The organism is uncultured Proteiniphilum sp. (assembly GCF_937873925.1).
GTDB lineage: Bacteria > Bacteroidota > Bacteroidia > Bacteroidales > Dysgonomonadaceae > Proteiniphilum.
The window spans coordinates 16,359-31,756 of the sequence record NZ_CALNAT010000253.1; the positions used below are offsets into that span (position 1 = coordinate 16,359).

The window sequence follows — 15,398 nt, forward strand, 5'->3', positions numbered from 1 at the left end:
AAAAATCATCCGTTCAACCGGTTAAACATGACAGCAAGGTGGGCGTAAAGCGAGGTATTTTGCAGGACAATCCCTTCCGGAACACGAACCCTGAAAGGCGTGAAATTCCAGATAGCTTTGATCCCGCCCCGGATCATATAGTCCGATACCTCCTGGGCGACCCCCGGCGGTACGGTGAGAACTCCTATCTCCGCCTCCATCTCTTTGTTTCGTTCAATAAACTCATTGGAATGAAACACCGGAATATCGTTTATTTTGTGATTAACGACAGATGATTTCACGTCGAAACCGGCGATGATCTTCAAACCGAATTGTTCCAGACCCGAATCCGACAACAACGCCGCCCCCAGGCTTCCCACTCCGAAAACCACGGCTGTATGTGTGTTGGTAAATCCGAGGAAGGCCTCCAGCACATTGATCAGGTCGTTTATCTCATAGCCTACTCTCGTCTTACCGTTTATATCGACATACGACAGGTCCTTGGCTATCTGGGAAGCGGAAACATCTATCTTTTTTGCGATCCGCGTAGAGGAAACAATGGTCTCCCCCTGGCTTTTGAGCAATTTCACGTAAGATAAATACCAGGGGAGCCTTCTGAGCGCCGGTTCGGGTATTTTTGCGGAATGTATCGGATCTGGCATACTTTTCGTAATCTTTACTAAAGTTAGTCGTTTCCAAGTTGTACGAAAACGTTCACAAAGATACTCTTTTTGTAGAAATTTTGAATTTTTAATCTCTATTTTATTTACTCACTTCGTGTTATTCGTGCTTCGCATGTTATTTACTCTCTTTACCCGTGTATCCACAATTCCTAAATATTATGGATGCCTGACGCCTGAAACGTCCCGCAGGACGGCCCTGACGGAACCGATTTTCAGGGTAGTGTCTATAATTACCGGAATACGGTTCTTATCATTGGTAATCGAGGCTTTTAAAGCATCTTTCTGGTTCGAGAAAGCCTCGTCGAGTATAGTCAGTGAGAGATTGATCACTTCGTATTTTTCTCCATTATTTGCTTTTACCGATGAAATACCCTGGTAATTGACATACATATTTACCGATTTCCTCCCGGAAATGAACCGGATAGGGTGCCTGTCGCCGGGTTTCATGCCGGTATAGTCGAGGTTTCGGATATAAGGCAATACAGAGAGGTAATCGTAGGTACACTGATCGGAAGAGACTACCTCATCGAATTGCTCTTCCCCGTTCCAGATACGAAAAGCGCGTATTTTCAACTTATTTCCCTCGTAGATATAGGACTGCCTCTCTACGGAATAGTCCCTCCCTTCGAATGCCTCCTTGGTAAACAACAAAGGGCGGAGATCCTTATCGATAAAGGATGTGAGTGTGTCGTTTACAGTATATATATTACCTGCCAGACCGGAGGTATTGAGTAACATCACCATCTTATAGGCATTCTCTCCGCGATAATTCGCTTCGGTCACCGAAAGCGATCCTCTTCCGGCCCGTGCATTCAGAAAACCGAAATTCAAATAGAGGTCGTACCGTATATCCTCGCCGCTCGCAAAAGCGGTGTTGGTCAGTTTACACTGCGCACTCACCTGCATAAAAGTAAAAAGTGAGAACAGCACAATAACGATAGATATAGTTTTTTGATTGATCATAATTTTAATTTTACGGGTCTTTATATGCGCAGCAACTACCGCATCCCTACCGATTGTTACTGCATCCTGGAAGAGGCCCCCGAACCGCCGGTCCCCATTCCCGAAAAGGAAGAACTCTTCTGATTCTGTTGTTGTTGCTCTCTCTCCAGATTTGGATCACGCCGTTTTTTCTCTTCCGGCTTATTTTTGGTTATTTCTAATGGTTTCTGTTCTCTCACAGGCGTTGAACGGATATTCCAATCTTCCGCATGATCCGAATATGCCCTTATCACGAATTTTCCGGGATAATAAAACACCTCCTCCGGCTGTCGTCCCTCCTCATAATTTCCGGTAGTCCATATGCCATCATCATTCTCATCTATCACGATGCGTGCATAGACCTCACCGGGGGGCAGATCCTGAAATCTTACCCTGCCCGCTTTGACATGGCTTTTCCGAAAAGGTTTATCCGACTTGTCGAGCAATTCTACGAAAGCCGGTTTCCCTTCAGGTAGTCCGCTAACGGATATTTCCAGGTTTCCATACTGATCCAGCAGTTTCACCGTAAAGGATTGTTCATATTTATCGTTCCATAGGCCATAAGGACTGGCGATTGCCGCCGAATCGATCAGTAGCTTGTATTTCCCGCCGGGAATCCAGCGGGGCCGCAGAGTAAACTTGCGCGGATTCAGCGAATCCGATTCCAGGCGGAAAGGGACCGCTTCGAATAAGGAATCCACCTCGGTCAATAATTGCACATAGGTAGAATCAAATGCTGCGACAGGCTGTTCAAACTCTATCCGGATGGGATTATACAATTCAAATGTCGATTGAATATTGCTGTTCACACCCAGGAACTTAATCTGCTCTTCCTCTCCCTCTTCTTTCTTTTCCCCCCTGCTGGGATCACGACCCGTTCGCCTCATATTGAAATTGAGCGTATCCGTAGCGATATAATTTTTATTGAGTGAATCGGTACGTATATAATTGATTTTCATACGAATGGAATCCTGACGATAAATCAATGAATCCGTAATCCAAAGCATGAGGGTATCGTTTTTAGCGCTTTGCTCGGCCACATACCAATCGTCGCCCTCCGTCTGCGGATCCAACAAAAAGAAAGTCGGCTTAGCGGTCGGCGCGGCAAAAAAGAGATTAAGCCTGTGCGGTTCGGGACGTTCATGCTTCTGCAGGTATTGTCTTTGGAAATCGGACAGAAAAGAGCGCAGCAGCAAGTCATCCGGTAGAAAGCGGGTATAATGGACGGTATGTATAGTGTCAATAGTAAGACTGTCCTGAAAAATCGTATCCTGCCGTACGGCCGGCATGGTAGAGGGTATTATAATGGAATCCAGGAAGGCGGTATTTTCCTGCGGATTATCATACTTATAATCCCTGTTCAGGTCATTCAGTGCAAACACCTTATATTTTCCGGGGGCCATCCCCCGCACGGTGAAATTGCCGCGGGAATCGGTCCTGGAGATCCGCTCGAAGGCAATATGGGTAAAAGCCGTATCATGGTTATTGGAGTGGACGCCCACATATATCCCCGTAACAGGTTCCAGATCCTCGGCGGTAAGTACTTTCCCGGAAATAGACAATGTATCGAGCCGGTCACCGGTAGAAAAGGAGTAGACGAAATTTTCCAGCGGATTGGCTTCGTTATTATCTGCAAGAGCGTCGGTAAAATCAATGGTATAGGTAGTATTGGGGAGCAGTGTATCATTGAGTTCCACGATAGCCCTTCTCCCCGCCGAACGGATCACCGGCATATTTTTCTGAGGGGGGGTTACGATCACTTTCTCACTGGGTTTTTCGATTTTAATATTCTCATCGAATTCGATCTCGATCCTCGAAGGAGAAACGTTCAGCGAATTAAAACCGGGGGTAGCTCTTCTCACCACCGGCGGATCCACATCATAAGCCCCCCCGGCAGGTGCAGCCATATTTGCACAGGAATGGCACAAAACGGCAGCTACTGTCAGGAGAAACAGCCAGGAGAGGAAAGTGAAAATCTTATGCAACATTCTTTCTCTTTAGTGTGTACAATGCTATTTTCAACGCAAATGTACAATGTTTTATGCAGTCTCATACAATTTTTTCATTTTTTACAACTGAATAACGGGGCAGATCACTTTTCACTCCGCGAAAGAAGGGTATGTCCTATCCGGCAAAAGAGGCACTTCCGCGGATCGCAATAAGCTTTTCGCAACTGGATAAGCGCCTGTGTATCGAATGCGTTCCGGGGGATCACTCCCGCCTTGCGGAATTCGGACACGATTACGTTCTTCTCCGGTTTCAGCGACTCCAACAGATGAATGGCCCTGTCGCAATAAATCTCCGCAGCGGTTTTCTTGCCATAGGCGAACAGCATGGGCGCCACCGTATTGATCAGCAGGATCTGCCGCGATGCACTTCCGAGCTGTCCGGCCGCTTCGGGTGATCGCTTCCCGAAAGAGTAATGGGTGTGCCAATAGACCGAGGGAGATGCATGGAACAGCGACATCCACTCATCGATCCCCTCCCGCTCAAGCACCATTGAAAAGAGTCGTCCGGACGATTGTAGCAATGCCGCCAGTTGTGCGATACGCATTTCAGGAAATGAGGGGGGACGGACTCTCATCCGTTTGAAGAGGTAATTTTCCAAAGGGGTCAGCGAATATTTATTCTTCAGGAAACGGTACTCACTTTGCAACTGCAGGAAGTAGTCATCTTCCATCCTCGGAATTTCTGCTGTTTTTTGCGTTTCTGCCGTTTCCTTTGTCTTCCCGATTCCCCGGGATGCCTGCACTTCCTGAGATCCCCCTGTTTTCCCGTCTTTGCGGACTTCCTGCCCACCTGAAACATCCCGGGCATCCTCTTCCTCCAGTAACCCCGCCTGTCCGAACAGTAATGCCTCCACCTGAAACAGGCTGTCGCCATGCCGCCGGATATAATTGAAAGGCAATGAAAGGGCGAGCCGCTCAAATGCGTCGGCATTCAGTCCAAATCCAAAATTACGCGTAAGCAACACATAGAGCGCCTCCTCCCACGACTGGCAAAAACGATCCAGATAAATATAGATATCATTGGTTTTCCGTTCCAACCGCTCGATGGATAAGGCGCCCAGGAAAGAGTGTATAAATGGCGCGGACAGTGAAGAAAGATGATCTTTGCAGGGAACGGGGCCATTACTGTGAATCAAATAGGCGGCATTTTTACGCACCTCACCGGGGACTATTAACTCACACTGAGGTATCTGTTGTCCTTTCTCGTTCACCACCGTCCTGTTCACACGTTCCGACAGGTGCAGGATCACCGAATTATATGCTTTATCGGTATGATGACCATGCCGCTCCCACTCATCCGAAGAGCGGTGAATCTCTACATCCCCCGCCCATACCTTGTCACCGATCCTTATTTTAGCATTAAAGAAATCGGGGCCGGCATGGGGGTTGTGCATCCCCGGGTCGATCACCTCCACCTTTTGACCGTCCAGCGTTTCAAGAGGACCGGAGGGATAAAGCCTGAACTTCCAGACATAATGCAGCAGTTCTTCTTTGTAAGGCATAGCAGTCAGGTTTAAAATCCAAAAATAAAATTAATTATCCGAAACACCAAACCGCTGGGTCAAAACCGGTTGAAAAATAGCCGGAAATGTGCGGAATTTTGACTAATTTTGTACCACTTTGCTTATTTTTCGCTCTTATCATATGCTTTCAACCGACGAAAGAACCCGTATTCACCTGCTGATGCAACAGGAAATAGTCTCCTCTATCGGATGCACTGAACCGGTTGCTGTAGCTCTTTGTACAGCCAAGGCGTGCAGTATGCTTGGAAAGAAGGCCGAAAAAATCGAGGCTTTCCTGAGCGCCAATGTACTGAAAAACGCCCTGGGAGTAGGAATTCCCGGCACAGGCATGACCGGTCTCCCCATCGCCATTGCGTTGGGTGCATTGACCGGTAAACCGGAAGAGGGGCTTGAACTGTTAAAGGGTGTGACTGCCGGAGAGGTAGAGAAAGGAAAGCGTTTTATTGAGGAAGGAAGGATAGAGATTCGCCAGCAGGCGGGTATCACTGATAAACTCTATATCCGGACCCGATGCAGCGCCGGCGGGGAATCGGCGGTTACGGTCATTTCCGGCAGTCACAACCGTTTCACCTATATGGAGAAAAACGGGGAGGTACTACTCGATGAACCGGTAGCCCGAAGTAAAGAGGATAAGGTGGAAAATGCCGTACCGCTCAACTTCCGTACCGTCTACCAATACGCTATAGAGTCACCCCCCGCGGAGCTGTCCTTCATCCTGGAAGCCGCCCGGATAAACAGGAAAGTGGCGGACGAGGCAATGCTTCACAGTTACGGTCACAATGTGGCCGGCAGCCTGATGAACAGGAACGGGCTTCATATCTTCGGGGATAACCTGCACACCCGCATGGTGATCTCCACGGCAGGCGCCTGTGATGTAAGGATGGACGGAGCGTTGATACCGGTAATGAGCAATTCCGGCAGCGGCAATCAGGGAATAGCCGCCACCATGCCTATCCTCACCTATGCCGAGAGCGAGTCATGCAGCGACGAACAGCTGATTCGCGCATTGACATTGAGCAGCCTGCTGATCATTTATATCAAGCAGCAATTGGGTAGGCTTTCGGCCCTCTGCGGGTGCGTGGTGGCCTCCACGGGTTCAAGCTGCGGCATCACCTACCTGATGGGCGGCAGCTATGAGCAGATCGTATTTGCAGCCAAGAACATGATCGCCAATATCACCGGCATGATCTGCGACGGCGCCAAACCCGGTTGCGCGCTGAAGATCGCCAGCGGGGTATCCACCGCTGCCTTGTCGGCGGTGATGGCTATTGAAAATGAGGTGGTCACCTCTCGGGAAGGGATTGTCGATGAGGATATCGACCGGACTATAGAAAATCTGGCGCGCATCGGGAACAGCGGTATGCAGGAGACTGACCAGCTGGTGCTGGATATTATGACGAAAAAATAGATTGTTAGGGTTACTACTATAAAGATTTTGCAGACACACAGAGAACAGGATTTTCAGACTAAGAAAATCAGCAGGTTAGTATGGGATTACGCGCTCCCGGGTATCGTGGGGACAATGGTCACCGCGATGTATAACGTGATCGGACGCATCTTTATCGGGCAGGGAGTGGGTGCGCTGGCCATTTCCGGCCTTGCCATCACATTCCCTGTGATGAACCTCACTTCCTCGCTGGGGATGCTTGTAGGAGCGGGCGGAGCAGCCCGTATTTCCATCAGTCTGGGGAAGAAGGACAGGGAGACCGCGGAGAAGATCCTCGGCAACTCGCTCTCGATCACGGTCATACTCAACGCCATCTTCATTACCCTTTTTCTGGTCTTCCTGGATCCTATTCTGAGAGCGTTCGGCGCCAGCGATCTTACTCTCCCTTATGCGCACGATTATCTGCAGATCGTTCTTTTGGGGAATGTGTTCGTGAGCCTTTGCTACAATTTCAACGCCATGATGCGTTCTTCCGGTTACCCCCAGAAAGCGATGATCACCATGCTTATCGGCGCTGTCTTCAATATCATCCTGACCCCTCTTTTCCTCTACGTATTCGATTTGGGAATAAAAGGGGTGGCCTGGGCCACGGTAATTTCCATGTTCATCGGCATGTTGTTCGTGATGGATCATTTCACACGGGAAAGCAGCCTGATCCGTCTCCGCTGGAAAAACCTGCGGCTCGACAAGAAGATCATCGGCGCCATTCTCTCTATAGGGCTTTCGCCGTTCAGTATGCAGGTAGCAGCCTCCGGTGTGGCAGTACTGTTGAACACCTCTCTGCTGCGTTACGGCGGCGACCTGGCAGTCGGTGCGTACGGCATTATCAATACCGTACTCATGATATTCCTGATGATCCTAATGGGGCTTAACCTGGGCACACAACCTATCATCGGGTACAACTACGGCGCCCGTGATTTTGCCAGGGTAAAAGAAACACTCTATTATTCGCTGAAAGTGGCCACGGTGATCACTACCCTGGGTTTTATCATCGGGCAGTTCTTCCCGCACCTGTTTGCCTCGGCCTTCACCGTCGACCCGGAACTGCGCTCGATCACCGAAAAAGGGATTCAGATAACCATCGCCGCCTTCCCGCTCGTGGGTATGCAGATAGCGGCTTCCAGCTTCTTCCAGAGCCTGGGCTATGCTGCCAAATCGATCATACAGAGCCTGAGCCGCCAGTTGATATTCCTTGTTCCCTTCATCATCGTCTTTCCCCGGTTCTGGGGATTGAACGGCCTTTGGATGGCCATGCCCGCTGCCGATACACTGGCCGCTATCTTATCGATCTATCTGCTTATCATACAGCTCCGCGTGCTTAATAAAATGGAAGAGGATGATAAGCGAATTGCCTGAAACGAGCAGGTAAATCATTTACACACAGAAATATGGAAGTATACGGGTCCCTACGAGTTGAGTGTAAAAAATAAAATATGGCGTATGAAAATAAATAATATTAATCATATGAATTTAGGCCGATTTTCTGTAGATTTGCAGGCGTTGTCCAGGACAAGAATAAAAATTTTCAATTTTAATCATAAAAAATAAAACAGTTGTATGAAGAAAGTAGTGTTAATTCGCCACGGTGAAAGTGTATGGAATAAAGAAAACCGCTTTACCGGATGGACCGATGTCGATCTCTCCGAAAAAGGGGTAGCAGAAGCACACAAAGCAGGTAAATTGCTGAAAGATGAGGGTTTTTGCTTTGAAAAAGCTTACACCTCCTACTTGAAAAGAGCAGTCAAAACATTGAATGTAGTGCTCGACGAAATGGATCTGGACTGGATCCCGGTAGAAAAGACCTGGCGGTTGAATGAAAAACATTACGGTATGCTACAGGGACTGAATAAGGCGGAAACAGCAGAAAAGTATGGCGACGAGCAGGTACTTATCTGGCGCCGCAGTTACGATGTGCCGCCTACGCCGCTAGATAAGGAAGACGAACGTTCACCGTTTCAGGATATACGTTACAAAGGAGTCTCCGAAAAAGATCTTCCGCTCACCGAAGCGTTGAAAGACACTGTAGAACGCATCCTTCCCTACTGGAACAATACCATCGTACCGGAAATGAAAGAACTCGACCAGGTGATCGTCGCCGCTCACGGCAACAGCCTCCGCGGTATTATCAAGCATCTGAAGAACATCTCCGACGAAGATATTGTCAGCCTGAATTTACCGACTGCCGTTCCTTATGTTTTCGAATTCGACGATGAGATGAATTTGCAGAAAGATTATTTCCTGGGTGATCCGGAAGAGATCAAAAAACTGATGGATGCCGTAGCTAACCAAGGAAAAGCCAAGTAAACCCACGGAATTATACAGGGAAAAAGTTGGAATCCGGTACAGAATGAATAAGCCGGGGACAAAACATGTCAACCGGACTAAGCCGTAAAAGGTTTCTGACAACGGTCTGCAACCACAAAAAAAACGGGCGCCGAATTATATTCGATGCCCGTTTTTAATTCATTATTAACTTAAAGGATTGTTTTCAAATCGTCAGGAGTAATGTTCATCGCGATGATCACTCCGTTCTCATCTATCAAGTAGTTCCGGAACCCTTCGTTCAGTTTGAAATCTCTATATGTCTCCGAACCGGTTCCTCTTATCTCATAGAATTGAGATATACTTTCCAGCCTGTCCAATACCAGCGTCCTTTCCACGACATGTCTATTTTCATCGAAAGCGATTGAAACAAATTCAACATCACTGTCATTCTTTTTCAGATAATTATATAGTTGAATATTGTTCGCTCTGGACTGGGCATGATAAGTGGCCCAGAAATTGACCACTACTTTTTTACCTTTATAATCGCGCAGGTTGCGGGAATTACCTTCCGAATCCGTTAAAACAATGTCGGGGATCGTTTCTCCGGGATGATAACCTGAGGAAGGCAGTTCTGTTTTTACCGAACCAGCCGATAACACGAGTGTAATCACCGATATAAGGCAAAAGCTCAAGTACTTCATAAAAAAATAAATTTGGTTAGTACTCGGATAAAGCTATTGCTTCACGCAGTAGACTAAATCCCTTAACTATATAGACTTTTCGCTAAAAGTCTCATTTTTAGGATGGCAAAAGTACGTTACTTTTTTTTATCAGGAAACTATTTCGCCAAAAACTTTACTTTCAAATGTTAAATTTAATATTTCTCAATACTCAAATCGCTTGTTATTAATGATTTATAGAGAAGAAGGATTCTATCGTCTCCACGGAAGTGTCTTTCAGGATCACTTTTTTATCCCTGTCCAGAAGATAGAGAGTAGGAAACGCCTTGATGTCGTACAATCTCTTCCCGGTGATCTCTCCGCTTTTATCATACGCATACACCCATCCGGCAGGGATTCCGGCAAGATGAGCGTTCCACTCCTCCAGATTATTATCGGGATAAAGGGCGAGGACGGTGAGCATGGTACGTGCCGGCCTGTTCAGTCCCAATGCATCGTTCAATGCTTTCGACTGGCCAAGGCGTTCCGTCACGGCAGCGCAGGTGGAACAACCGGGATCGGTAAACATCAGCAGGGTATATTCGCTCTTCAGGTCATACAACCTGAATGATTGTCCCGAAGAAATCGTATAGCTAAAGTCATTGGTTCTCTCTCCAATACGGTTCCGCATTGCCATATCCAATTGAAATCCGTACCGTGACCTGCTTTCTTCCTCCAACAGGGGTGAATTCACGGCCTTCTGCAACACAGGAAGGTAATATTCCTCATTGCGAAAAGGAGAATTGGGCTCGTAGAGGTATTTTTCGAACAGTTCAATAAAATGAAGATACATCATGGTGTCGGTTTCCGCTTTATCCAACGTATACGCAAGCGAGGCATTGATATTTTCCTCCGGCACATAACCCAGGATATTGATATAATCCACAAAAGCCTGTTCCGTAATTTCCGGCCGCCGGATGAGGTTTCTGTCGGCAAAGTCGAACCGGTCCCAGTAATGCATCACAAGATACCTGGCTCTCTCTTCGGAGTCTCTTATCGTCCCGGGCACCTGAGGCAACACAAACGTATCGGGAACAACAGTCTGCGCCGGCGTGTCCTTTTCTGCCAAGGGTTCCGATTGGGCCTTTTTACGCGACAGGCAGGAGAGGCCGATTATCAGTATGAGCCCAACTAAAGCGATGATTGAAAAAATATGTTTCATCTTCTATCCGTTCAATTATATTAGGCGTTTTCAATTATGGTTACACTATTTGAATTGATCGAAATCGCTATGATGTAGCCCGAACAACTTCGGCCTCTATTCATTTAGCTTAACGAAAACGTTTATAATTACCGGTTCAAAATTACATGATTTTCGTACGAAAACCATATATACGGATAAAAATAACCGTTCCATCCATAGGTCAAAGTTAGCAGATAAGTTCATCATAAAGAAAAGAGAGGTGGAAAAGAGCAATATTTTTCGTACATTTGTATTTTACAATTGTCCGATACAGTTATGGATGCATTTGTTGTTTCCGCAAGAAAATACAGGCCTTCTACGTTCCGGTCAGTGGTGGGGCAAGAGGCTCTTACCACAACATTGAAAAATGCGATTGCCGGCAATAAGCTTGCACACGCCTATCTGTTCAGCGGCCCGCGCGGTGTGGGGAAAACCACCTGTGCCCGCATCTTCGCGAAAACCATCAACTGTCTCAATCCTGCCGGCGACCATGAGGCGTGTAACAAATGTGAATCGTGTGTGTCATTCAACGAGCAGCGTTCTTATAATATCCATGAACTGGATGCCGCTTCCAATAACGGTGTGGACGATATCCGCAGCCTCATCGACCAGGTACGTATCCCGCCGCAGATAGGGAAGTATAAAGTATATATCATCGACGAGGTGCATATGCTTTCACAGTCAGCTTTCAACTCTTTCTTGAAAACGCTGGAAGAGCCCCCCCCGCACGCCATTTTCATCCTGGCGACCACGGAGAAGCAGAAGATCATCCCCACCATCCTGTCGCGTTGCCAGGTATATGATTTCAACCGCATCAGCATTGCCGATATAGTAGAGCATCTCCAATATGTAGCAAAACAGGAAGGGGTAAGAACGGAACCGGAAGCGTTGAATATTATCGCCCAGAAAGCGGACGGAGGGATGCGCGACGCACTTTCCATTTTCGACCAGACGGTGAGTTATACCGGGGGAGACATCACTTACAAGGCTGTCATTGAGAATCTGAATGTACTCGATTATGAATATTATTTCAGATTGTCCGACGCTATCCTCGCCGGCAATGTGGTGGAAACACTGCTGATATTGAATGATATTCTCAACAGGGGTTTTGAAGGGCAATATATTATCAGCGGCATCTCCAACCATTTCCGGGACCTGCTGGTATGCAAGGATGCAGCGACCGCACAGCTTTTCCAGGTGGGGGCTTCCATCCGTGACCGATATATCGCTATGGCCAAAAGATGCAGTAACGAGTTCCTCTACCAGGCTATTGAAATATCGAACGAATGTGATCTGAATTACCGGCTCAGCAAGAACAAGCGGCTTTTATTAGAACTGACACTGATACGATTGTGCCAGCTACCGAAATCGGAAAGCGCATCCGCAGTGAAAACGGAAAAAAAAAGATCTATGGAACCGATAGCGACCGGGGAAAAACCGCCACAAACGAATGTCAGACAAGAGAGAATTCCTGAAAGAGAGAAAGTTTCTGAAAAAGAGGATATTCTAAAAACAGAGAAACTTGCGGAAAAGGAATATAATCCGCAAAGAGCCGGGGTGAAAGAGGAAAACCGGAGCGAAAGCACGCTGCAAGAAGACGAAATCAGATACCGGCAGAGCGATGTAAGCAAAACTCCTGAAAGTGACCTACAAAAACCGGCTGAAAATAATGTGCAAAAACCGGGGTCAAATGACATACGCAAATCCGCAGACGCAATTGCATCACTGAAAAAGAGAACGGTATCCCTCTCCGGCATGGGAGTATCCCTCTCCTCCATCTCCAACCGGGAAACGGAAGAGACCACTTCCACCGGGCCGGCCACGCAACAGCATAACGGTACCAACCTCTTTACCGAGAAAGAGTTGGTGGATGCCTGGGAAAAGTACGCCAAAAACCTGAATGAAGAGAAACTCCTCAAGAACACAATGACGCTCTATCATCCCAAAATGTTAAGCGCCACACTGTTCGAAGTGGAAGTAAACACAGAGCTCAACAAACAATACCTTACCGACCACAGCCTCGGCATCCTCTCTTTCCTGAGGGAAAAACTGGGGAACGGCGACATCACCATGACCATCCGGATCGCGGAGGTGAATGCCATCAAGAAACCATTGACCTCCCGCGAGATATTCGATGAGATGGTGGAACAAAACCCTTCGCTCCAAAAGCTTTCCGATGAGTTCGGGCTGGAACTGTCCTGAGGTTCCATATCCGTTCGACCCGCCGAAACACTATATCCGGAAACGCCATAAAAGATCCCTGTCGATGAAAATCCTTCTCTCCCTTCTTTTGGTCCTTTGCTTTTTTTGTTCATGCACGGAATACAAAAAAGAAAAACAATCGTCCGAAAAGGGCGGGGATCCGGGAAAGGTGGTCAGGAAACGGCAGGGAAGCGCCGACACGATAGCATACGGCACATTTTCCAATCCTGCAGAGGAAGTTGAACCGGTAACAGTAGAAAAGGATACCATTATCGATGCCGGTTATAGTTTTGAAGAGTCGATTGCCGGCACCAAAGCGTCCCAAAGCATCATCGATCAGCTGGAGCTTTTTGAGGTATTCTACCTCTCTGTCGACGGAAAGATCCATCAGGGGCAAATCCTTTCCAACAGGAAAATAGCGGAAGATATCAGGGAGATTTTCCGGTTTATGCGGGAGAGCGGATTCGTGGTCGAGAAAGTGGTCCCTGTGGTGAGATATGGCTGGAACGACAGCCTGTCGATGGACGATAACAACAGCTATAGCTTCTGCTACCGGGACATCACCTACTCCAAACACGCGACGGGTATGGCTATTGATATCAACCCACGGTTCAATCCTATACGCTGGAAAACCGAAAATCGTCCCAATCAGCCCCAAGGAGCGGTATTAGATACCACCATAAACGGTACCCTGTATCCGGGCCATCCGGTAGTAGAGGAGTTCAGGAAATTCGGATTCCGGTGGGGGCACTCTTTCACAAAATTTTATGACGACCATCATTTTGAAAAGAGGTGATAAAGTGGGAAGGTATATGTTTTATTCTTTCCCACTTTCCTACCTAATCACCTTAGAATGCCCACTTCTCCCTGTCGAGATTCCGATAGTTGATTGCCTCCGCCAGATGGACCGGCTGCACCTGTTCGCTTCTGTCGAGGTCGGCAATGGTACGGGAGACTTTCAGTATCCGGTCGTAGGCGCGGGCGGAAAGGTTAAGTCTTTCCATGGCTGTCTGTAACAATTTCAATCCGCTCGGGCCGGGGGAAGCATATTCGCGCAACATCCTCCCGTTCATCTGTGCGTTACAAAAGACACCTTCCCTGTTTCTGAACCGGTGCAACTGTATCTCCCGCGCTTTTACAACCCTTTTGCAGATATCCACACTCCGTTCTGCCGGTGTAGCGTCGGATATCTTCGCGAACGGAACCGGCACGATCTCTATCTGTATATCGATCCGGTCGAGGAGCGGTCCGGAAATCCTGTTCAGGTATTTCTGTACTGCTCCCGGAGGACATACACACTCTTTTCCGGGGTGATTATGGTAGCCACAGGGGCAGGGATTCATGGCCGCTACCAGCATAAATCCGGCCGGATAGTCCACCGTAAATCTGGCGCGGGAGATCGTGATCTTGCGATCTTCCAGCGGTTGCCGCATCACTTCGAGTACGTTTCTGCTGAATTCCGGCAGTTCGTCGAGGAATAACACCCCGTTGTGCGCCAGGCTTATCTCACCGGGCTGGGGGTATGAGCCTCCCCCTACCATCGCTATATCGCTGATGGTATGGTGCGGCGACCGGAACGGGCGGTTCGTCATAAGCGATCTCCCCAGATCCGTTTTTCCCGCCACGCTGTGTATCTTTGTAGTCTCCAGCGCCTCCTCCAACGAAAAAGGAGGCAGGATAGAAGGTATCCGTTTCGCCATCATCGATTTCCCGGACCCGGGCGGGCCGACCATGATCACATTATGGCCTCCTGCTGCAGCCACTTCTAACGCCCGTTTCACATTCTCCTGCCCTTTCACGTCGGAGAAATCAAATTCGAAAGAGGAGCGCCCTTCCAGAAACTCCCGTTGCAGATCCACCCTGGTCGGCTGCAACATCCGCTCACCGTTAAAGAAGTCCACCACCTCTCGGATATTGTTCACTCCATAGACCTCCAACCCCTCCACCACTGCAGCTTCCTTCGCATTTGCCACAGGCAAAATAAATCCCTTGAAACTGTTTTCCTTTGCCATTAACGCGATGGGCAGCGCTCCTTTTAACGGAAGAATCGTCCCGTCAAGCGACAATTCACCCATCATCAGGTAATCGCCCAGCCTACCGGAAGCAACTGACTTGGAAGCGGCGAGAATACCGACTGCGAGGGGCAGGTCATACGCCGAGCCTTCCTTACGGATATCGGCAGGAGACATATTGATAACGATCTGTTGACGTGGAAATTTCATCCCGCTTACTTCGACGGCCGAGACGATGCGTTCATGGCTTTCTTTCACGGAGGTATCGGGCAGGCCTACCAGCATAAACCGTATCCCTCTCGAACAGTTAACTTCAATAGTAATGAGCGTTGCATCGATACCTTGTACAGCCGCTCCAAACAATTTGACCAGCATGTTACCAAGTCTTTTCTTGC

12 protein-coding genes are annotated in these 15,398 nt (G+C 48.1%); 5 read left to right on the forward strand and 7 right to left on the reverse strand.

Annotated elements, in window-relative coordinates:
- Positions 1-5: 5 nt before the first annotated feature.
- From Q0502_RS18115 to Q0502_RS18130, 4 genes are all read right to left on the reverse strand, one after another.
- Entirely contained in the window at positions 6-641 is a 636-nt protein-coding gene (locus tag Q0502_RS18115; protein ID WP_298653840.1) for a redox-sensing transcriptional repressor Rex, read from the reverse strand.
- Between the two features lie 177 nt (positions 642-818).
- Positions 819-1,625 (reverse strand): DUF3108 domain-containing protein, encoded by an 807-nt coding sequence (locus Q0502_RS18120; RefSeq protein ID WP_298653842.1) that lies wholly within the window; start codon positions 1,623-1,625, stop codon positions 819-821.
- Between the two features lie 56 nt (positions 1,626-1,681).
- Positions 1,682-3,631, reverse strand: a complete 1,950-nt coding sequence (locus Q0502_RS18125) for an Ig-like domain-containing protein (protein WP_298653844.1) — start codon at positions 3,629-3,631, stop codon at positions 1,682-1,684.
- Positions 3,632-3,735: 104 nt separating this feature from the next.
- On the reverse strand, positions 3,736-5,154 hold the full coding sequence (locus Q0502_RS18130) for a DUF2851 family protein (protein WP_298653846.1): 1,419 nt from the start codon (positions 5,152-5,154) through the stop codon (positions 3,736-3,738).
- 142 nt (positions 5,155-5,296) lie between these two features.
- Between Q0502_RS18130 and Q0502_RS18135 the strand changes: the two genes are divergently transcribed.
- From Q0502_RS18135 to gpmA, 3 genes are all read left to right on the forward strand, one after another.
- Entirely contained in the window at positions 5,297-6,583 is a 1,287-nt protein-coding gene (locus Q0502_RS18135) for an L-serine ammonia-lyase, iron-sulfur-dependent, subunit alpha (protein WP_298653848.1), read from the forward strand.
- 27 nt (positions 6,584-6,610) lie between these two features.
- Positions 6,611-7,978 (forward strand): MATE family efflux transporter, encoded by a 1,368-nt coding sequence (locus Q0502_RS18140; RefSeq protein WP_298653850.1) that lies wholly within the window; start codon positions 6,611-6,613, stop codon positions 7,976-7,978.
- Positions 7,979-8,179: 201 nt separating this feature from the next.
- Complete coding sequence (gene gpmA / locus Q0502_RS18145) at positions 8,180-8,926, forward strand: 2,3-diphosphoglycerate-dependent phosphoglycerate mutase (RefSeq protein ID WP_298653852.1); 747 nt, start codon at positions 8,180-8,182, stop codon at positions 8,924-8,926.
- Positions 8,927-9,096: 170 nt separating this feature from the next.
- On the opposite strand, the gene Q0502_RS18150 is transcribed toward gpmA, so the two are convergent.
- Both Q0502_RS18150 and Q0502_RS18155 read right to left on the reverse strand, forming a co-directional pair.
- On the reverse strand, positions 9,097-9,588 hold the full coding sequence (locus tag Q0502_RS18150; RefSeq protein WP_298653854.1) for a TlpA disulfide reductase family protein: 492 nt from the start codon (positions 9,586-9,588) through the stop codon (positions 9,097-9,099).
- Between the two features lie 205 nt (positions 9,589-9,793).
- On the reverse strand, positions 9,794-10,768 hold the full coding sequence (locus tag Q0502_RS18155) for a DUF5106 domain-containing protein (RefSeq protein WP_298653856.1): 975 nt from the start codon (positions 10,766-10,768) through the stop codon (positions 9,794-9,796).
- Between the two features lie 297 nt (positions 10,769-11,065).
- On the opposite strand from Q0502_RS18155, the gene Q0502_RS18160 reads away from it, so the two are divergent.
- Entirely contained in the window at positions 11,066-12,991 is a 1,926-nt protein-coding gene (locus Q0502_RS18160; protein ID WP_298653858.1) for a DNA polymerase III subunit gamma/tau, read from the forward strand.
- Positions 12,992-13,055: 64 nt separating this feature from the next.
- The gene (locus Q0502_RS18165; protein WP_298653860.1) at positions 13,056-13,787 is read left to right on the forward strand and encodes a M15 family metallopeptidase; all 732 of its coding nucleotides are present in this window, start codon (positions 13,056-13,058) and stop codon (positions 13,785-13,787) included.
- A gap of 52 nt (positions 13,788-13,839) precedes the next feature.
- Here Q0502_RS18165 and Q0502_RS18170 read toward each other — a convergent pair whose 3' ends face one another.
- On the reverse strand, positions 13,840-15,378 hold the full coding sequence (locus tag Q0502_RS18170) for a YifB family Mg chelatase-like AAA ATPase (protein ID WP_298653862.1): 1,539 nt from the start codon (positions 15,376-15,378) through the stop codon (positions 13,840-13,842).
- Between the last annotated feature and the right edge of the window lie 20 nt (positions 15,379-15,398).

Bases quoted from the DNA above. Each gene is read 5' to 3' on its own strand.
- Q0502_RS18115 (WP_298653840.1), bottom strand. From the start codon at position 641: ATGCCAGATCCGATACATTCCGCAAAAATACCCGAACCGGCGCTCAGA.
- Q0502_RS18120 (WP_298653842.1), bottom strand. From the start codon at position 1,625: ATGATCAATCAAAAAACTATATCTATCGTTATTGTGCTGTTCTCACTT.
- Q0502_RS18125 (WP_298653844.1), bottom strand. From the start codon at position 3,631: ATGTTGCATAAGATTTTCACTTTCCTCTCCTGGCTGTTTCTCCTGACA.
- Q0502_RS18130 (WP_298653846.1), bottom strand. From the start codon at position 5,154: ATGCCTTACAAAGAAGAACTGCTGCATTATGTCTGGAAGTTCAGGCTT.
- Q0502_RS18135 (WP_298653848.1), top strand. From the start codon at position 5,297: ATGCTTTCAACCGACGAAAGAACCCGTATTCACCTGCTGATGCAACAG.
- gpmA (WP_298653852.1), top strand. From the start codon at position 8,180: ATGAAGAAAGTAGTGTTAATTCGCCACGGTGAAAGTGTATGGAATAAA.
- Q0502_RS18150 (WP_298653854.1), bottom strand. From the start codon at position 9,588: ATGAAGTACTTGAGCTTTTGCCTTATATCGGTGATTACACTCGTGTTA.
- Q0502_RS18155 (WP_298653856.1), bottom strand. From the start codon at position 10,768: ATGAAACATATTTTTTCAATCATCGCTTTAGTTGGGCTCATACTGATA.
- Q0502_RS18160 (WP_298653858.1), top strand. From the start codon at position 11,066: ATGGATGCATTTGTTGTTTCCGCAAGAAAATACAGGCCTTCTACGTTC.
- Q0502_RS18165 (WP_298653860.1), top strand. From the start codon at position 13,056: ATGAAAATCCTTCTCTCCCTTCTTTTGGTCCTTTGCTTTTTTTGTTCA.
- Q0502_RS18170 (WP_298653862.1), bottom strand. From the start codon at position 15,378: ATGCTGGTCAAATTGTTTGGAGCGGCTGTACAAGGTATCGATGCAACG.